14 protein-coding genes are annotated in these 17,949 nt (G+C 63.9%); 9 read left to right on the top strand and 5 right to left on the bottom strand.

Translation table 11 applies throughout. From position 1 onward, the window contains the following. Positions 1-30 precede the first annotated feature (30 nt). Both VGN72_00680 and VGN72_00675 read left to right on the top strand, forming a co-directional pair. Positions 31-2,247, top strand: coding sequence for a polysaccharide biosynthesis tyrosine autokinase (locus VGN72_00680; GenBank protein HEV7297851.1), 2,217 nt, complete (start codon positions 31-33; stop codon positions 2,245-2,247). 256 nt (positions 2,248-2,503) lie between these two features. Next, on the top strand, positions 2,504-3,148 hold the full coding sequence (locus tag VGN72_00675) for a hypothetical protein (GenBank protein ID HEV7297850.1): 645 nt from the start codon (positions 2,504-2,506) through the stop codon (positions 3,146-3,148). Positions 3,149-3,230: 82 nt separating this feature from the next. Here the strand turns inward: VGN72_00675 and VGN72_00670 are convergent, their stop codons facing one another. Continuing rightward, a complete protein-coding gene (locus tag VGN72_00670; protein HEV7297849.1) occupies positions 3,231-3,779 on the bottom strand; it encodes an NADH-quinone oxidoreductase subunit B family protein in 549 nt (182 codons plus the stop codon). Positions 3,780-3,969: 190 nt separating this feature from the next. Here VGN72_00670 and VGN72_00665 point away from each other — a divergent pair, with 190 nt between their 5' ends. Next, on the top strand, positions 3,970-5,001 hold the full coding sequence (locus VGN72_00665; protein ID HEV7297848.1) for a hypothetical protein: 1,032 nt from the start codon (positions 3,970-3,972) through the stop codon (positions 4,999-5,001). A gap of 97 nt (positions 5,002-5,098) precedes the next feature. On the opposite strand, the gene VGN72_00660 is transcribed toward VGN72_00665, so the two are convergent. Beyond that, the gene (locus VGN72_00660; GenBank protein ID HEV7297847.1) at positions 5,099-6,151 is read right to left on the bottom strand and encodes a Gfo/Idh/MocA family oxidoreductase; all 1,053 of its coding nucleotides are present in this window, start codon (positions 6,149-6,151) and stop codon (positions 5,099-5,101) included. Between the two features lie 94 nt (positions 6,152-6,245). Here VGN72_00660 and VGN72_00655 point away from each other — a divergent pair, with 94 nt between their 5' ends. Beyond that, positions 6,246-7,268 carry an NAD(P)H-dependent glycerol-3-phosphate dehydrogenase gene (locus VGN72_00655; protein ID HEV7297846.1) on the top strand — a complete coding sequence of 341 codons (1,023 nt, stop codon included), beginning with the start codon at positions 6,246-6,248 and terminating at the stop codon, positions 7,266-7,268. Between the two features lie 1,221 nt (positions 7,269-8,489). Further along, positions 8,490-9,131 carry a DUF1440 domain-containing protein gene (locus VGN72_00650; protein HEV7297845.1) on the top strand — a complete coding sequence of 214 codons (642 nt, stop codon included), beginning with the start codon at positions 8,490-8,492 and terminating at the stop codon, positions 9,129-9,131. Here VGN72_00650 and VGN72_00645 read toward each other — a convergent pair. The 3 genes from VGN72_00645 to VGN72_00635 form a co-directional block, all read right to left on the bottom strand. Further along, positions 9,113-10,057, bottom strand: coding sequence for an MqnA/MqnD/SBP family protein (locus VGN72_00645; GenBank protein HEV7297844.1), 945 nt, complete (start codon positions 10,055-10,057; stop codon positions 9,113-9,115). The genes VGN72_00650 and VGN72_00645 overlap by 19 nt on opposite strands. A 66-nt stretch (positions 10,058-10,123) precedes the next feature. After that, positions 10,124-12,184 carry an ATP-dependent DNA helicase RecG gene (recG, locus tag VGN72_00640; GenBank protein ID HEV7297843.1) on the bottom strand — a complete coding sequence of 687 codons (2,061 nt, stop codon included), beginning with the start codon at positions 12,182-12,184 and terminating at the stop codon, positions 10,124-10,126. Positions 12,185-12,376: 192 nt separating this feature from the next. Further along, positions 12,377-13,042: a protein-L-isoaspartate(D-aspartate) O-methyltransferase gene (locus tag VGN72_00635; GenBank protein HEV7297842.1), complete on the bottom strand. Its 666-nt coding sequence runs from the start codon at positions 13,040-13,042 to the stop codon at positions 12,377-12,379. A gap of 172 nt (positions 13,043-13,214) precedes the next feature. Here VGN72_00635 and bioA point away from each other — a divergent pair, with 172 nt between their 5' ends. From bioA to VGN72_00615, 4 genes are all read left to right on the top strand, one after another. Then, complete coding sequence (bioA, locus tag VGN72_00630; GenBank protein HEV7297841.1) at positions 13,215-14,618, top strand: adenosylmethionine--8-amino-7-oxononanoate transaminase; 1,404 nt, start codon at positions 13,215-13,217, stop codon at positions 14,616-14,618. 179 nt (positions 14,619-14,797) lie between these two features. Further along, positions 14,798-15,559: a dethiobiotin synthase gene (gene bioD, locus VGN72_00625; protein ID HEV7297840.1), complete on the top strand. Its 762-nt coding sequence runs from the start codon at positions 14,798-14,800 to the stop codon at positions 15,557-15,559. A gap of 177 nt (positions 15,560-15,736) precedes the next feature. After that, the gene (locus VGN72_00620) at positions 15,737-16,882 is read left to right on the top strand and encodes an HDOD domain-containing protein (protein ID HEV7297839.1); all 1,146 of its coding nucleotides are present in this window, start codon (positions 15,737-15,739) and stop codon (positions 16,880-16,882) included. Positions 16,883-17,074: 192 nt separating this feature from the next. Beyond that, complete coding sequence (locus tag VGN72_00615) at positions 17,075-17,473, top strand: hypothetical protein (protein ID HEV7297838.1); 399 nt, start codon at positions 17,075-17,077, stop codon at positions 17,471-17,473. The last annotated feature ends 476 nt before the right edge of the window (positions 17,474-17,949 follow it).

The raw sequence follows: 17,949 nt of genomic DNA, 5'->3' as shown, positions 1-17,949 counted from the left end.
CCCACCGTGGCGTCCGCCAGGAGCTAGCGAATGACGACGTTGCCGCAAACCACGCCCTCGCGCATGCCGCGCCCAAACCCCAACGCGATTACGATGCCGGGCACGCCCGGTGGCATGCCCCCCATGATGCAGCCACCCGCACCGGTGATTACACCGGCCGACCTCTGGCGCATCTTCCGCGCCAACCTTTGGATCACGATCCCCATCATGGTCCTCTCGGTCATCGGAGGCTACTTCGCCAACCGTTACCTGGACACGTACCACAAGAAGTACACGTCGACCGGCCTCATTCAGGTGCAGCCGGCGGTGCTGAACAACCCGCTAACAAGCACGGCGCAGAACATCGACCTGAACACGATCGCCTACGAGCAGAAGGGCCAGATTCAGCTGTTGCGCCACGAGTCGCTGCTGAGCCAGGTCTTCCAGAACCCCGAAGCGCAGATCAAGAAGACCAAGTGGTTCGCGCAGTACGACGGCCAGGTGCAGAGGGCCAAGAGCGACCTCGCCGATGAGCTGCGGATCTCGCCGATCGTCGAGTCGAAGTTGATCGCGGTGTCGATGTCGTACTCGGAGCCGAAGGACACGTCCGACATCGTGCGCGACGTGATCGACCAGCACCTGCGCAACCAACAGCGTGTGTCGCAGGACGACACGTCCAAGCGCCGCGCCGTGCTGAACAGCCTCAAGTCACAGTACGACCGCCGGCTGAACGAACTGTCGCGCGAGCTGCGCGAGAAGCAGATTCAGCTGAACATCGAGGGCATGGGCGCGCCCGGTCGTCTGAGCGTGAAGGAAATGAACATGTCGGCCCGGGTCCAGCAGCTGCTGGAGCTGAACATGGAGGGCCAACTGCTGCAGGCGAAGCTCGGCACGATGAAGCAGCAGAACGACCGCGGTGAAGTGCCGGCGTCGATCCAGCTGGAGATCGATCGCGACCCCGTTCTTCAGGATCTAGAGCGCTCGCTAAACATGGCGGAGATGCAGCCGGTCGACCCCGCTACGGCCAACAACCCCCGCACGATCGCTCAGCAGGCCAGCATCACGGCGCTGCGCGATAAGCTGGAATTGTTGCGGTCTCAGAAGCTGAACAAGTCGATGGTTGCCGCGTTCGAACAGTTGCAGTCTGAGCTTTCCGCCAATCAACAGTCGGCCAAGACGCTGTCGGACGAGATCGACAAGATGAAGCAGGAATTGGGCGTGTTGAACAATTCGCTGTCGGTTTACCTGAACGCACAGGACGAGGAGAAGTTCCTGCGCGACCAGAAGAAGGAAGTCGACGACACGCTCGAACTGATGAGCGTCACCGCCAACCCGCAGGACACCGCCAAGGTGACGTGGGCGCAGCCCCCGGAAACGCCCGACCTGCCGTCGTTCCCCAAGCTGAAGCTGACGCTTGCCGCCGCGGTGGCGATCGGTCTGCTGTTGTCGGCGGGCATCGCGTTCCTGCGTGAGGTGTCGGACACCACCGTCCGCTCGCCGCGCGACATCCACCGCATTGGTCAGCTGAACTTCCTGGGCATGATCCCGCACGAGGACGACGACCCGCAGGCCGCCGGCTCGCGCCTGCCGCTGGTCATCTTCGATGCCCCGACCAGCATGATGGCCGACCAGTTGCGCCAGGTGCGAACGCGGCTGCAGTACGCGGCGTCGCTCGACACAACGCGGAGCCTGCTGATCACGAGCCCTGGCCCCAACGACGGCAAGACCGTAGTTGCGTGCAACCTGGCCGCGGGTCTTGCGCTCAACGGCCGGCGCATCCTGATCGTCGACGCCGACTTCCGCCGGCCGTCACTGCACAAGATCTTCGAGGTGGACAACGCTCGTGGCTTCACGGACGTTCTGCAGGACATCAACGCATTCGACGAATGCGTGCGCCCGACCGCGGTGCCGAACCTGTCGGTGCTGACCAGTGGCGGCAAGCCCGGCAACGCGACCGAAATGCTCGAAAGCCAGCTGCTCGTCGACTTCATCGAGCGCACGCTCGAAGAGTACGACCACGTGATCTTTGACAGCGGGTCGATCATGGTCGTGTCGGAGGCGATCGCGCTCGCCCCGCGTGTCGACGGTGTCGTTACGGTCGCACGGGCCCGTAGCAACAGCCGCGGATTGCTGTTGCGAATGCGCGATACCCTTCGCCAACTGAAGGCGGAGCACTTGGGCGTGATCCTGAACGCCGTTCGCGCTCAAGGCGGCGGGTACTACGGCCGAAACATCAAAACCTACTACGCCTACCAGGACGAGCGGTAACCGCTCGTCGTCCGGTCGCGGCCAGTTTCGATCAGAGATCCAAGGCGGTGCCTGCCATTCGCAGGTACCGCCTTGTGTCGTTTGGCAGTAGCATCTAGCGATGCCGCTGGCTTTCGCCGATCCCGTTGACCGTCCTGCGCGTGCTTCGGTGCCATCGCCGCCGGACGAACCACCGACGGAGGATGAGGACGACCATTTCGGTGATGACCGAGATTGGGTTACGGTCGCGACGTTCTGGGAACCCACCGACGCGCAGATGGCCCGCATCAAACTGGAATCGGAGGGGATCGACTGCTTGCTGCTCGACGAGAACCTCGTCGCGACTCAGTGGCTGTACGCCAACGCGGTCGGCGGCATCAAGGTTCAGGTGCCGGCCGCGGATTCGGACCGTGCGCGACAGGCGCTCGAGCGGCCGGGCCCACTGGCCGGGGGCGCCGACGTGCTGCCGTACAGTTCTGAACCGCAACCGACGCCCATCGCGATGTTCCAGGATGGCGGCGAGGCACAACTCGCCGCGACCGCATTGGAAGGACGCGGCATCCAGGTTCACGTGCGAGCCGACGCACCCGTCGGCGACGCGGCTGATTTCTTCGAGCGTTTCAGCCTTGTAGTCGACGCGCGCGACGCGGAGCAGGCCATCGCCTTTCTACGGACGACGCCCGCGCGCTCGAAGCTGATCGCACGCGATGATGTTGATGATGAAGTCGACGACGCCGCTGGCGACGGGCAGCTCGATTACGCACCCAACGTCCCGCAATGCCCCGCGTGCGGTTCTTCGAACGTGCGCCGGCGTTTCATGACGCGCCGCTCGGCCGCGCTATCCATCTTGCTGCTGGGCTTCCCGATCCCGTTCCTCACGCGGCAGTGGACCTGTAGCGACTGCGCGCACGATTGGCGATAGAGAAATTGCGGACCGATCGCATACGCGCACCGGCAGGCGTGTCAATTTGCCGCCACGACAACGGCCATCCGCATCGCAATGTTTACGTGCTGACAAGCGCCGGAATTTGCGGCACGTTCCGTTCTTCCGGCGCGGCCTGCGGCGCGCGATGGGCCGCGATCGACTTCCGCGCGATCTTATCCTGAAGCCGCATGATCCCCTCCATCAACGCTTCGGGGCGCGGCGGGCATCCGGGCACGTAGACGTCCACCGGGATCACCAAGTCCACGCCTTTCACCACGTTGTACCCATACTTGAAGTACGGCCCACCACCCACCGTGCAGGCGCCCATCGCGATGACATACTTGGGATCCGCCATCTGGTTGTACAGCCGCTGCACACGGCTGGCCATCTTGTAGTTCACCGTGCCGCTGACGATCATCAGGTCCGCCTGCCGTGGCGTGGCGCGGAACGCCCCGGCGCCGAAACGGTCCAGGTCGAAGCGCGACGCCCCAACCGCCATCATTTCAATCGCGCAGCACGCCAACCCGAACGTCATCGGCCACAGCGAGTTCTTGCGGCCCCAGTTGATAAAGAAATCCAAGCTGGTGACGATCACGCCTTCTTCGAACCTGTTTTCAATCCACGACATACCGAAAACCTTCCTTGCCAAGACAGATTATTGGCGCAGGGCGATACACAGGCAAGGTCACGGCTATACCCGGACGGCATTGCAACTTTGAAACTCACGCATTTTGCTAACCTTCAGTCCGGTTCGGTATCTTATTACCGCACCCCGATCGCGGCGGTGAAACAAATCGGTTTAAGGAGTTGGATTCAAGATGTTTAAGACGAAGTTGAAGCGTGCGAGCGCAACGGTCGCAATGACGTTGTTCCTGTCGGCATCGGTGTCGCTTGCCCAGTGGAGCCCACCGGACGACAAGAAGCTGAGCGAAAAGCAGATGCAGAGCTACGTCGCCACAATGCAGGACCTGCGCGAACTGTGGACCACGGCGGGCAAGCGGCTGGAGAACGCCTCCGGGCTCGGAGCGATGGCGATCGCTTCGCAGACGGGCGACAAGTGGAACGAAATCCTGGCCAAGCACAACCTGACCGAGGATGAGTGGACGTGGGTGCATGAGCAGGCGACGCAAAGCTGGATCGTGCAGGGCATGCTCACGTCGGCCTCGGAAGATCTGAACAAGCAGAAGCAGCAGATCGCCGACCGGATTGCTGCGGCGAAACAGAAGTTGGCGGAGCAGGAGGCCGCGCTGAAGTCCGGCCGGCGTGCCGTGGCGGACGATGAGCGGCAGAGCGTGGTCGACGATCTGAAGAACCAGCAGAACAACGCGCAGGAGGAAGTGAAGGGGTACGACGAGCAGGCCGAGCGCGCCAGCGCCGAAGCCAAGGATTACGACACCGAGGCCGCGACGTACGAGCGGCAAATGAAGAACCCACCGGCCGACGTGGCCGCCGAGGATCGCGCGTCGTACATCGACGAGCAGAAGGCGCAGATGGAAACCAGCCGCGAGCGCGCGAAGGAATCACGCGACCGTGAGGCCGAGGCCAAGCAGGCCGCCGCCACGGCTCGCACGAAGGCCGAGAAGCTTGGGAAGCAGGTCGCCGATCCTACGCTGGTTTTAGATGAAGACGAGCAGGCGGCGCTGAAGGAACGCCACGAGCGCGATATCGAAAGCACCAAGGCCGAGATCGCCCGCCACGAGCAGTCCCTGGCCGACCTGGCGCCGATGGAGGCGATGAACAAGGAAATCCTGGATCAGATGAAGCAGGGCATCCCGCAGGAAAACCTCGATCTGGCCAAGAAGTACAGCGATCAGATCGCCAAGGCGTTTGGGGAAGAAGCGAAAAAGTAGAATAGGGATCGCCCACGAAGGGTCACGAATAGAAGAAAAGGCCGGTCGCTTTGTCTCTCATTCGTGAATGTTTGTGCCTATTCGTGGCCGAAGCGTCCTATTTCTGCTTCAACTGCACCGCCGCGCCGGTCCTCGCCGATTCGAACACCGCATCGACTACGTTCATCAGGCGGCGCATCTGCGGCAGCGTGACGGTCAGTTGGCCGTTGTCTACCAGCGCGTCGGCGACGTTCTCGTAGAAGCTGCGCCATCGACCGGGCAGCGTGGGAACGGGCGTGGCGCCGTGGCCGGTCTTGGTCTGGCCCGTATACAGCTTGCCGAAGTTCGCCTCCGGCTCGCGGGCCGTGTCGATGTCGCCGGCGACCATGGCCGGTTCCTGCGGGTCCTCACCGTACTTTATGAAGGTCGCGTCAGGCCCCACCAGGTGGAATCGCGGCTTGGCCCAGCGGGTCATGCTGCCGACGTCGATCACGATCGTGCGCCCGCCCGCGAAAACGAGGGTGATCGTGGCGTGGCTCTCAGTGGGTGCGCTGGGCCAGTCGCGATGCATGCGCGTGTAGACCGATTCGACTTCCTCAGGGAACAGCAGCAGCGCCTGATCGAGCATGTGTGCGCCCAGGTCGTACGTACGGCCACCCCCTTTCTCCAGCGTCGCCCGCCAGCCACCCCAAACCCCGTAACGTTGCCACGACATTTCGATCCAGCGAACGTCGCCCATCTGCCCATCGGCCATCAGTTTCTGCACGGTCAGGAAATCGCCATCCCACCGCCGGTTGTGAAACACGGTTAGCAGCTTCCCCGCCTGGTCGGCAGCGCTAATCATCGCGTTGCACTCGACGCTGTTCAGGCACATCACCTTGTCCGTCACCACATGCTTGCCCGCCTGTAGCGCCGCGATCGCCAGCGGCGCGTGCGTGTCGTGCGGCGTCGCTAATACCACCAGATCGACCTGCGGGTCTGCCAGCACCGCCTCAACGGTCTCGTAGGTCTTGCAACCTCGCTCGGTGGCCGCTTTAGCGCGTTTCTCAGCATCGCGCGCGCAGACGCCATGCAGGCGCAACCGCGGTTCGAGGCCGACGAGGTACGTGTGAAACGATCGGCCGGCAAATCCGTAACCGACGACGACGACGTTGATGCGTTCGTTGCTCACGGGGGTAACGTAATCGATCCGCCACCGTTACGCGACGACGACGGGACTCACCGATGTGACAGAAGCGCGCCGCTCCTGTAAAACTCGCACCACGATGGCGGAACACGTAACGATTCTCGGCGATGGCGCGATGGCGACGGTTTGCTCGATCCTGCTTACGCAGGGCGGGCACTCGGTGACGATGTGGGGGGCGTTCGAGGAATCGATCGAGCGCCTCATGCAGGACCGCGAGAACCGCCGGCTGTTGCCGGGCGTGAGCGTGCCGGCGAACGTGCGGTTGACCGCCAACGATGCCGACGCGTTCAACGGCGCCACCATGATCCTGTCGGCCATCCCCACGCAGTACATGGGGGGCGTCTGGCGCCGCCTGCGGCCACACGTGCCGGCGGGCATGCCCGTCGTCAGCGTCGCCAAGGGCATCGAGAACGAAACGCTGCTGCGCCCCACGCAGATCATCGCCGACGCATTGGGTGAATCGGCTACGCCCGCGAAGCGTTCGCTGGTCGCGCTGTCGGGCCCGAACATCGCCGGTGAGATCGCCAAGTACCTGCCGGCCACCGCGGTGGCGGCGTGCGACGATCTCGGCGTCGCGCAGCGCGTGCAGAATGCCTTCGCGACGCAGTGGTTCCGCGTCTACACCAACAGCGACGTGGTCGGCGTGGAATTGGCCGGCGCGACGAAGAACGTGATCGCGATCGCCGCGGGCATTCTGGACGGCCTGGCAGCGGGCAACAACGCCAAGGCCGCGCTGGTGACGCGCGGCTTGGTTGAAATCACCCGCCTCGGCGTGGCCATGGGCGCCCGCGAGGAAACCTTCGGCGGCCTGGCCGGCCTGGGCGACCTCATCACCACCTGCGTAAGCCCCGAGGGCCGCAACCGCACCGTGGGCGAACAGATCGGCAAGGGCCGCAAGCTCGCCGACGTGCTGGCGAAGATGGACAGCGTCGCCGAGGGCGTGCCCACGACCAAGTCGGTCCGCATGCTCGCGCGGCAGTACAACGTGGAGATGCCGATCACCGAAACGCTTTACTCGGTGCTGTTCGAAGACAAGGACGTGATCGCTGCGCTCACCGAACTGATGACCCGCGATCCGAAGGGCGAACGCGTGGTTCACTAGGTTCTGTCTGAGAACACGAAGAACTTTCTCAGACCGAACCTAAAACGTGTTACGAACGTCCGACGAGCAAACGGAATCGCCAAAAGCGCCAGGAAACGAAACGCCCACCGTCCGCTATCCCGTTGCTTCGTTCCTGACTTCGCCGTCTCGGCGTCATCGGCGTTGTCTCCGCTTCGAGCGGATTGCAAAACATCGTAGCGGTGGCATTTCGTGGCACGGGTTTTCAACCCGTGTTCCCCAAGAAGGAAACACGGGTTGAAAACCCGTGCCACGCTACGGAGACGCGCGTTCCGCTCGAGATGGAAGTTTTCGTTAGGGCGGTTCAACTTCAGGTGTCGCGTCTCGGCGCAACTGTGTCATCCCGAGCGGGAGCGGCAGCGACCCGAGGGATCGTTACGGTCGAGGACCGTCGTCGGTCATTTGAGGTCCTTCAAGCGGATACCGCTCCCCTCGGGATGACTCGCTGCCTGAGAACGTGTTTATTAAGTCCGATGGGTGCGCTGCGGACGTGGCATGGGCGTCTCGCCCATGCCGCCGGATTGGAACGAAAGCGATTGTTTGGGCTTGTTGCGCCGATCGCGCCTCGAAAACCAACCAGATCAGCTGACCTGACACACGCATAAGCGAGACGCCCAGGCCACGGTGAAGGCGAACGCGACCGTATTAATGAACACCCTCTGAGGTAGCACGGTTCCAAGGACGAACATCTGGACGGCGCCGCCGTGCGTGTGCTAATCCTGCCGTACGAAGCGATCGGGCGAGCAAGACGTTCAGTCGCCGCCGATAATATTCAACACGATCTCGAAGAAAACGTGTCGGGGAGCGGCGTATCGACACGCTTTCTCCGCGCTGACGTGTCGGGGAGCGGCGTACCGACACTCTTTCACGGCGCCGTCGTGTCGGGGAGCGGCGTACCGACACTCTTTCTCTTTGTTGACGTGTCGGGGAACGGCGTATCGACACGAATTTCTTTCTCCGGCGTGTCGGGGAGAGTCGTATCGACACGTTTCCGGTCCCGTGTCGTGTCGGTACATGTCGGCCCGACACGGCGGCGCGGGCGAAACCAACTGTTTAGGAGACGTGAAGTGGACGGACAGGGCGGTAAAGCGGAACTTATCGGCGATAAGGTCGATCCCAGTGGTCGCGCTCGGCACGATTGCCGCCGTGCGGACGATTTTCACAGCCGACGACCGCACTGGGGGCCGGTAATATTGGATGTTGATGCGAATCCAGCGAATTACCATCGGTGAAACGAGCACATCCCGGGCGGCCTTCACGGGCGCGGTCGGTGGATTAGTGGGCACTGCGGTGATGGTGGCGTTCATGGCCAGCTGGTCGCGGGCGGCGTTGGCGATGGCGCAGAAGCCGGCCGATAAACACGAGGCCCGCAGGCGGTTGGCCAACGCGGGCGTGGGCAAAGGGCAGTGGCCACAGGGGGAACCGCGCTCGCATCATCACGAACGCGCCGAAAGCGAGCGGGCCGCCGACAAATTGGGGCAAATCGTCACGGGTTCTCGGTTGCCAACCCACACGCGCCGCCCCTTGGGCACCGTGTTCCACTTCGCCTTCGGCGCCGCGGCCGGGATGGTCTACGGCGCGCTGTCGACGACCCGCATGCGACCGCTCGTACAGTCCGGCCACGGCACGCTCTTCGGCACCGCCGTCTGGTTGATGGGCGATGAGATCGCCATGCCGCTGATCGGCTTCGGCGATCCCCCGCAGCGGACACCGTTAAGACGGCACGCTTATGTGTTGGCGGCGCATTTGGCGTTCGGCGCAGGCTTGCACACAGCTATGCGCGTGATGGCGGTGTCACCCACCAACCGTGCGAGTCGCACCGCGCGTCATCGGGCCATCACGTAGTCGATCTCGCCGACGTCCGGCACGATGCCCGCCTTGGCCCCTTCACTCAGCAAGCGCGTGATCGCCGCGCGGCCGCGCGGACCGTAGTCTAGCGTCCAATCGTTGACGTACATGCCGACGAACTTGTCGGCCAACTCGCGGTTTAAGTCGCGCCCGAACTGCAGGGCGTACTCGACCGCCTCGGCGCGGTGGTCGAGGCTGTACTGGATGCTTTTTTTCAGGATGTTCGTCACCTCCTGCATGGCCTCCTGGCCCAGATCGCGGCGGATGCAGTTGCCGCCGAGGGGCAGGGGGAGGCCGGTCTTGTCGTGCCACCAGGAGCCAAGGTCGACCACGAGGTGCAGGCCCTCGTTGGCGAACGTCAGCTGGCCCTCGTGGATGAGCAGGCCGGCGTCGGCCTTGCCGTCGCGCACGTAGGCGGGGATCTGGTCGAAGTGGACGACCTCGTAGTAGAACGCGGGCGACGCTTCGGGGTTGTGGGCGCGGTTGGGCAGATCCGCGGGCGCGGCGGCCATTCCGGCGGCGGCGCCGGCGTCGTCCAATTTGCCTTTCGATCCCTTGCCGAGCAGCAACTGTAGCGTGAGGAAGGCGGTCGTCATTTCACCGGGAATCGCGATCGTCTTGCCGCGCAAATCGTCGATGCCCATCGGCTGGCGCGTGACGATCATCGGGCCGTACTTGTCGCCCATGCTGCTGCCGCAACTGGTCAGGGCGTACTTGTGGGCCACGTACGGGTAGGCATGGATGCTGATGGCGGTGATCTCCAGCTCGCCCTGCATGGCGCGTTGGTTCAGCGTCTGGATGTCCTGCAGCACATGCTCGAAGCGCCACTTGCCGGAGGGCAGCAGGTCCTTGGCTAAGCCGTAGAACATGAAGGCGTCGTCGGGATCGGGGCTGTGGCCGAGGCGAAGCGTCTGCGTTTCCATAACGCGCGATTATAGGGACGGCACGGCAGGGCGGATAGACGCGCCAGGATTTGAAAGCAATGGCGACTAGCCAACCTGCGCTAGGCGCAGCGTCTCGCCGAACTGCACGGCCAGCGCATCGCGCAGCGCGGCGTGCGGACGGGTGGAGAGCTTCGGGTCATCCGCGAGCAATTCCAGGGCATCGTCCTTGGCCACGTGCAGCAGTTCCAACTCGCTGGTGATGTCGGCCAGTTTGAACTCGGGCAAACCGTGCTGCCGCGTGCCGAAGAATTCGCCCGGGCCGCGCAGGTGCAAGTCGCGCTCGGCGATCTCGAAGCCGTCGGACGTGTCGCACATGGCCGTGATGCGCTCCTTCGCCGACTCGCTGGACGCCTCCGACAGCAACACGCAGAAAGACGCGTGCGTGCCGCGCCCGACCCGGCCGCGCAGCTGATGCAACTGCGACAGGCCGAAGCGCTCGGTGTTGTCGATGAGCATGACGGTGGCGTTGGGCACGTCCACGCCGACCTCGATCACCGTGGTCGCCACCAGCACGTCGATCGTGCCGTCGCGGAAGGCGCTCATGACGGTGTGCTTCTCGTCGGCGTTCATCTGGCCGTGCAATTGCGCCAGTCGTAGGCCCGCCAGCGGGCCGGTGGAGAGCCGTTGGAATTCCTTGATGACGGACTTCGCCTCGTCAGCGCCGCTGTCCTCGATCTGCGGCAGCACGATGTAGGCCTGCCGACCGGCGGCCACCTCGCGCTGAATCAGATCGTACGCCACGTGCGATTGCTTCGGCGTCACCCAGCGCGTCTTGATCGGTACACGGCCGGGGGGCAGCTCGTCGATCACGCTGACGTCGAAGTCGGCGAAGTACGACAGCGCCAGCGTGCGCGGAATGGGCGTGGCGGTCATCACCAGGTAGTGCGGCGACAGCCCTTTGTCTTTCAGCACCGCCCGTTGGCGCACGCCGAGGCGGTGTTGTTCATCCACCACGACAAGGCCCAGATTGGCAAACCGGATGTCCTCTTGAATCAACGCCTGCGTGCCGACCGCCAGGTGAACCTTGCCGTCGGCCAAATCGCGCAGCATCTGCGATTTGCTGTTGCGCTTCGTGCGCGACGTGTAGAGGCCGACGTTCACGGTCGACCCCGTCATCGCCCGGCGCAGCGTGAGGAAGTGCTGTTCCGCCAGCACTTCCGTGGGCGCCAGAATGGCCGACTGCAGCTTGTTGGCGACGCCGACGAGCATCGCGTAGAGCGCCACGACCGTCTTGCCGCTGCCCACGTCACCCTGCAACAAGCGGTTCATCGGCCGGCCGCTTTGCAGGTCCTTCATGATCTCCCAGACGGCGTTCTGCTGGGCGTTTGTGAGATCGAATCCGAAGCGACCGCGGATGCGCTCGTCGAGCAGCTTGTCGAGCCGCATGACCGGCGCGGTCAGTCTGCCATCCCGAAGGCGCTTGCCCAGGCCCAGGCCAAGCTGCATCAGCATCAGCTCGTCGTACATCAGGCGCCGCCGGGCGGCCTTGGCCTCGCGTTCGTTGGTCGGCGTGTGAATGAGGCGGTACGCCTCGCGCCGGCCGATGAGGTTGCGCTTGCGCAGCAGGTCCGGCGCAAACCACTCGTTCACGTCGTGCGTGAGCCGATCGATGTTGGCCGCGACGGTGCGTGCGATCGCGTCGCTGGTCAGCTTGCTGCTGGCGGGGTAGACGGCAATGAACGCCGCCTCTTCGATGGTCGCAGCATCGGTGGCGATGGGCTCCCACGTGGGGTTGCTCATCTGCGGCAGGTTGCGGAAGAACTTGACCCGCCCCTTCACGCGCAGGTGCATGCCCGGGCGGATCTTGTTTCGCAAGTAGGCGCCGTTGAAGAAGACCATCCCCATCTTGCCACTGCCGTCGTCCAGCGTCGCTTCGAACCGCGGGCGGCGACCCCCGGCGAGATAATCGACCGCTACCACTTCCCCGCGCGCGGGTTGGGTTTCGTCCTCGATCAAATCCGCGATCCGCCGCTCGGCGGACTCGGAGCGGTAGTCGCGCGGGAAGTAGTTCAGCAACTCATCGAGCGTGTTCACGCCCAGTTCCGCGAACGCCTTGGCGCGGTTGGGGCCGATACCTTCAAGGGTGGTGATGGGGGCGGCAGACATTCCGACAGTATGATGGCCGAAGCGGATGCTCCAGAGCAAACTGCAAGCTCACTCGGAGTGTCATCCCGACGGGAGGCTTGTCGACCTCAGGGATCTCCCAAGGCAAGCGCCGTCCGGTCGATCGAGATCCCTCAGGTCGCCTTAGGCTCCCTTTGCGATGACAATTTGGGGGGAGGCAGGCGGCGCTTGTGCTCACCCACCTTCTGTTTCGCTCCAGCCTTCGGTGCCGATCAGTTTGACAAACCTAACCGGGCAGACGTCGACGGTTTCCAAGCGGTCGCCGTAGCGTTGGACCTCGGTCAGCATCTGGCTTTCCATCGGGCCGATGGGCAGCAATGCGAGGCCACCATCGGCGAGCTGGTCGCGCAGCATCTTCTCGGGCAACGTGGGCGCGCCGGCGGTGATCAGGATGCGGTCGAACGTGCCGATGCCCGGCCAGCCGAGCGTGCCGTCGGCGTGGCGGAAGTGGACGTTCTTGTAGCCGCGCGACAGCAGCCGTTCGAATGCCTCGTCGAGCAACGGCTTGATGCGCTCGATCGTGTAGACCTCTTTCGCCAGCTGCGCCAGCACTGCCGTCTGGTAACCGGTGCCGGTACCGATCTCAAGCACGCGGTGGTTCGCCTGCACGTCCAACCGCTGCGACATGAGCGCGACGATGTACGGCTGGCTGATCGTCTGGCCGTGACCGATCGGCGCGGCGCCGTCGGCGTAAGCCTTCTCGCGCAGCTCACGCGGCATGAACTGATCGCGCGGCACGGCACGCATTGCGTCCAACACCCGCGGGTCGCGGATGCCGCGATCCATGAGCTGCTGGCGAATCATTCGCTCTAACGGACTGAGTTCTTCCAACTGGTTCATCGCCCACATTGTAGCGTGGTGAAAGCCGCTCGGCGCGTCTATCCGCCAAACAACAGCCTCCACTTTTTCCTGAGGCTGCTACGGCTATGGATCAGGTCGGTCATCCGGATCGTGGGGCGGTGTGGCAGCGGCACGTGCCACGTGCGGTGCTTAGCGATACAGTGGGGCCGCCATGACAACGACGTCTTCCGATCTTTCAACCGAAGCGCTGCGCGACCTGGACCGCAGGCACATCTGGCACCCGTTCACGCATATGAAGCTGTGGATGGAGGACCAACCGCTCGTCATCACCGAAGCCGAGGGCATGCACCTGATCGATTCGGACGGCAACCGCTATCTCGACGGTGTCAGTAGCTTGTGGTGCAACGTACACGGCCACCGAGTGCCGGAGATCGACGCCGCGGTGCGGGCGCAGCTGGACAAGGTGGCGCACACGACCATGCTCGGGCTGGCCAGCGAGCCGGCGATTTTGTTGGCCGAGCGGTTAATGAAGATCGTGCCGCGGGGGTTGACGAAGGTGTTCTACAGCGACGCGGGCGCGACCGCGACGGAGGTCGCGTTCAAGCTGGCGGCCCAGTACTGGTACAACGTCGGTCGGCCGGAGAAGTGCGAGTTTGTCGGGTTCACCGAGGCGTATCACGGCGATACGGTGGGGGCCATGAGCATCGGCCGGACGACGGCGTTTCATCGGCCGTACTTTCCGATGCTGTTTAAGGTGCATTACGCGCCGACACCCTTCGAGTACCGTTTTGCCGCCACGTGCGGCTGTAACAACGACACGTGCGACCGCGTAGGTTGTTCGCCAAGTTCGGACGTGAAGACGCAGTGCCTGGCGTGTCTGAAGCGCATCCTCGAGCAGAACCACCAACGGCTGGCCGCGGTCTGCATTGAACCGATTGTGCAGGGCGCCGCGGGAATGATCGTCCATCCGCCCGGCTTCCTGCGCGGCGTGCGAGAGCTGTGCGACAGGTACGACGTGCTGCTGGTGGCCGACGAGGTGGCAGTGGGATTCGGGCGCACCGGCCGCATGTTCGCGTGTGAACATGAAGGCGTGTCACCCGATTTAATGTGCGTCGCCAAGGGAATCACCGGCGGCTACCTGCCACTGGCGGCAACGTTCGCGACCCAGCGGATCTTCGACGCGTTCCTCGGTGAACCGTGGGACGGGCGCACGTTCTTCCACGGTCACACGTACACCGGCAACCCGCTCGCCTGCGCCGCGGCGTTGGCGTCACTCGACCTTTTCGAGAAAAACGATTTGCTGGCGAGCGTACGGCAGAAGGCCGCGTGGCTCGCGGGCGCGTTGGATCAACAGGTTCGCCCGCTGAAGCACGTGGGTGACCTTCGGCAGAAGGGGCTGATGGTCGGCATCGAACTCGTTGCCGACCGCGAGACGAAGCAACCCTTCGACAGCAAGCGGCGCGTCGGGGCGGCGGTCTGCCAAGCCATCCGCAAGCACGGGATCATCATTCGGCCGCTTGCCGACACGCTCGTGATGATGCCACCACTGGCGATGCCCGTGGGGGACTTAGAACGAATCATTGATGCGATCGCGACAGAGGTTTCTAGTCTCTAGCGGCCGCCCGCTCCGGCCGTGGCATGGGCGTCTCGCCCATGCGTACGGAGTGGAACAGAGTATTTTTTAGTGCTGTGCGGCGCTGACCGTGCATTTACCCACAAACGAGATCGCTCGGCCTTACAACAAGCATGGGCGAGACGCCCATGCCACGGTGAAGGCGTAGAATCTCGCGAATAATGATGATCCGGCCACCCACCATCCCCACGCTCTTCATCACCGGCACTGATACGGACGTCGGCAAGACGGTAGTCGCCGGTGCGATCGCCGACTGGTTTCGGCGGCGAGGCGCGCGGGTGGGGGCGCTCAAGCCCGTCGCCAGTGGCTGCGTACAGCGGCGCGAGGGCCTGGTGTCGGAGGATGCGGAGTTCCTCGCCCACTGTGGCGACGTGGCCTATCCGTTGGAGGTGATCTGTCCCAACCGTTACGCCGAGCCGTTGTCACCGAACGTGGCGGCCGAGCGGGCGGGCGAGCCGGTGGATTGGGACGCGGTCCAGCGGTCGATCGACCTGATGTCGCGCGACTGCGACATCCTGATCGTCGAAGGGGCCGGTGGCATTATGGTGCCGATCGATGGGCAGCACCTCATGCTCGACGCCGCCCGCTGGCTGAACGCCCCCGCGGTCGTCGTCGCCCGGCCGGGGCTGGGCACGATCAACCACAGCGTTCTCACCGTGGTCGCCCTGCGCAGCGCCGGAGTGCCGGTGGCGGGGGTGGTCATCAATCGCTACCCAGTAGACCGCGCGGGCGTGGCCGAGGAGACCAACCTGCGCCAGATCGAGCGCTGGACGAAAGCCCCGCTGCTGGCGGTGGTGCCTGACGCGACGATCGACCCATCGTTGCCATCCGACATCGTGGCGGCCGTCGAGCTGACGGACTGGGCGTCGCTCGCCCGCGCGGGCGGTGGTCCCAACGACCTGCACGGCCGCCGGCAGGGGTAGGTCACGTATAGGCGACATTTGCGTCGCCCCTACGGCAGGCAAACCGTCTCGCCAGTGGCGGGTCGCGTGGTCTTTCTCATCCCCCAACTTACCCAGACTGAACTTTTTGCGCCGCTCCATCCGATAACAACCGGTAGCCCTTTCCCTATTTCCGCGGGCCGAGACGGAGAGACGCGCATGGCGGCTTGGATCGTACTTATCGCAGCCACCCTTCTGCTCAGCGGCACCGTTGCGGTCATCTGGCGCAGCAATCGCAAGGCGGCCGACGACTCCTTCGCGCAGGTGGACGCGCAGTGGGACGAACGCGTCGGAACAGACCTGACCAGTCCGGCCGTCACACCCGCGCTCTTTGCGGCCCCGCCCGAAGGCGCCAAGATCCGTCCCGCCGACGTCAACGAACTTCAGAAGTCGCAGTTGCTGGACGAGGTGGTGTCGGGCCTCGAAAAGATCCCGCCGTTACCACGTGCCGTCCACAACATCCTGCGCGAGCTGAACAGCATGGGCTCGACCGCCCGCAGCGTGGCGAGCATCGTTGGCACCGAACCGATTTTGGTCGCCAGCATCCTCCGCATGGTCAACTCGGCCGCGTTCGGGCTTCGGCGGGAGATCCTGTCGCTCGAAGAGGCCGTTGCTTACCTGGGCTTCTCCACCGTGAAGGCCCTGGTCGTCCGGCTGAAGCTTGGGCCGATGATGGGCATTGCATCCGCCGATGCGAAGCGCACGAAGGGCTATCACCCGGAAAAACTCTGGCTCCACTCCATGGCCGTCGCGCAGACGTCCGAACACCTCGCCAAGCGCGTGGGCGGTGTCGACCCGTGGCTGGCGGGCACGATCGGGCTGCTGCACGACATCGGCAAGCTCGCGATCAACAGCACGTTCCCGCAGATCGTCGGCCAGATCTGGGACAAGCACGACGGCGACGAAAGCTTCCTGGCGCGCGAACGCCGGCTCTTCGGCGCCGATCATGCGTTCATCGGTGGCTTCCTCGCCGCCAAGTGGGAACTGCCCGGCGACCTCGTCGAGGCCATCCGCCTGCACCACATGCCCGCCGGCGACAGCGCGGTGCTGGCGATGCCGTCGGAGATGTTCCGCGCGGTCAGCATCGTGCACGTGGCCAACCAGCTCGTGAAGTACAGCCACGTCTACTGCGCCGACATGGAGATCGACATCGTCCCCTCAGCCGTCCTGACCGAACTGGGACTTTCACCCGATTTGGAACGACTGCTGGACCGCGACACGCAGGCCATCATCGAGCGCTCCGTGCAGCTGATGCGCGAGCCGATGGCCCAGCAACGCAACGCGCGGTATCGCAAGGCCGGCTGATTTCCCCGTCGAAACCTGTGCGCCACCGTCGGCTTGCCCGCCCGTATTTTCCTCTCGATAGATCAAAGGCACGGGCGGGCAATCCGCCGGTGGCACCCCTCCAATAACAACCCGCTTCCAGTCCTTCAGCCGGTTGTGCCCGGTCACCGCCGCGCCTAGACTGTCTCCGCCTTCAACTGACGGAGAACAATTATGGCGAAAATCACGATCGCGTTCGGCGTTCTACTAATCCTGCTCGGCGCTGGCGGCTACGCCTTAAGCGACGTCAAAAGCCTGACGGCGTTCATTCCATCCGTCGTCGGCGTCATCCTGCTGATCCTTGGTGCCATCGCCGCTGCCAAACCCCAGCTGAACAAGCACGTGATGCACGCCGCCGTCACGATTGCGCTGCTCGGCTTCCTGGGGGCCGCCCCGGGCTTATTCAAGGCGTTCGCCTGGATGGGCGGCACCGAGCCCGCCCGCCCGGGTGCCGTTCGGGCACAGGCGATCATGGCGGTCGTCCTGCTCGTCTACATCGTGCTGTGCGTGCGATCGTTCATTGCCGCCCGCAAGGCGCGGCAGGCGGGCTTCCCGGTCGAGACGCAGGCTTAACCCGAGCCGTCGCCCCTCTTCTGTAGGACAGGCATTCCTGCCTGTCTCTCCCCCCGTATTCTCTCTTCTGTGGCACAGGCATTCTTGCCTGTGTCTCTTCTTTCTTTTGATCTTCTGATGGGACGGACGTTCTTTCCTGTCTCTCTTTGCTTTGCATGCGTTGCGCTTCCACAAATCCAAAAGAGACGCGAAGTCGCGAAGGCGGACGCGAAGGAGACGGAGAACGTAACGCGAACCCGTATCTGGACGGCGGTTTGGGTAAGGCAAAACACGAATCCGTGCACCATTGTGCACCATATTGCGCCATCGGGTGATGGGAATGGGGATCCCAGATGTCACGCACGTCGGCTATTCGATTGTCAAAGAGCACGCTATCCATCTCTACGGACGCGCTGCGCAGTTGAGGTGGATCCGGCGCAACGTCCTTCGTGTCCTTCGCGCCTTCGCGTCTCTGCCGCTTCGCAATCGCGGCGAGC

This window comes from Tepidisphaeraceae bacterium (genome assembly GCA_035998445.1).
GTDB lineage: Bacteria > Planctomycetota > Phycisphaerae > Tepidisphaerales > Tepidisphaeraceae > DASYHQ01.
The sequence above is the reverse complement of the archived record's forward strand: the minus strand, read 5'-3'. Positions and strand labels throughout refer to the sequence as shown.

What these genes read in the sequence shown, in the direction of transcription:
- VGN72_00680 (HEV7297851.1), top strand. Translation starts at nt 31, where the DNA reads ATGACGACGTTGCCGCAAACCACGCCCTCGCGCATGCCGCGCCCAAAC.
- VGN72_00675 (HEV7297850.1), top strand. Translation starts at nt 2,504, where the DNA reads ATGGCCCGCATCAAACTGGAATCGGAGGGGATCGACTGCTTGCTGCTC.
- VGN72_00670 (HEV7297849.1), bottom strand. Translation starts at nt 3,779, where the DNA reads ATGTCGTGGATTGAAAACAGGTTCGAAGAAGGCGTGATCGTCACCAGC.
- VGN72_00665 (HEV7297848.1), top strand. Translation starts at nt 3,970, where the DNA reads ATGTTTAAGACGAAGTTGAAGCGTGCGAGCGCAACGGTCGCAATGACG.
- VGN72_00655 (HEV7297846.1), top strand. Translation starts at nt 6,246, where the DNA reads ATGGCGGAACACGTAACGATTCTCGGCGATGGCGCGATGGCGACGGTT.
- VGN72_00650 (HEV7297845.1), top strand. Translation starts at nt 8,490, where the DNA reads ATGCGAATCCAGCGAATTACCATCGGTGAAACGAGCACATCCCGGGCG.
- VGN72_00645 (HEV7297844.1), bottom strand. Translation starts at nt 10,057, where the DNA reads ATGGAAACGCAGACGCTTCGCCTCGGCCACAGCCCCGATCCCGACGAC.
- recG (HEV7297843.1), bottom strand. Translation starts at nt 12,184, where the DNA reads ATGTCTGCCGCCCCCATCACCACCCTTGAAGGTATCGGCCCCAACCGC.
- VGN72_00635 (HEV7297842.1), bottom strand. Translation starts at nt 13,042, where the DNA reads ATGAACCAGTTGGAAGAACTCAGTCCGTTAGAGCGAATGATTCGCCAG.
- bioA (HEV7297841.1), top strand. Translation starts at nt 13,215, where the DNA reads ATGACAACGACGTCTTCCGATCTTTCAACCGAAGCGCTGCGCGACCTG.
- bioD (HEV7297840.1), top strand. Translation starts at nt 14,798, where the DNA reads ATGATGATCCGGCCACCCACCATCCCCACGCTCTTCATCACCGGCACT.
- VGN72_00620 (HEV7297839.1), top strand. Translation starts at nt 15,737, where the DNA reads ATGGCGGCTTGGATCGTACTTATCGCAGCCACCCTTCTGCTCAGCGGC.
- VGN72_00615 (HEV7297838.1), top strand. Translation starts at nt 17,075, where the DNA reads ATGGCGAAAATCACGATCGCGTTCGGCGTTCTACTAATCCTGCTCGGC.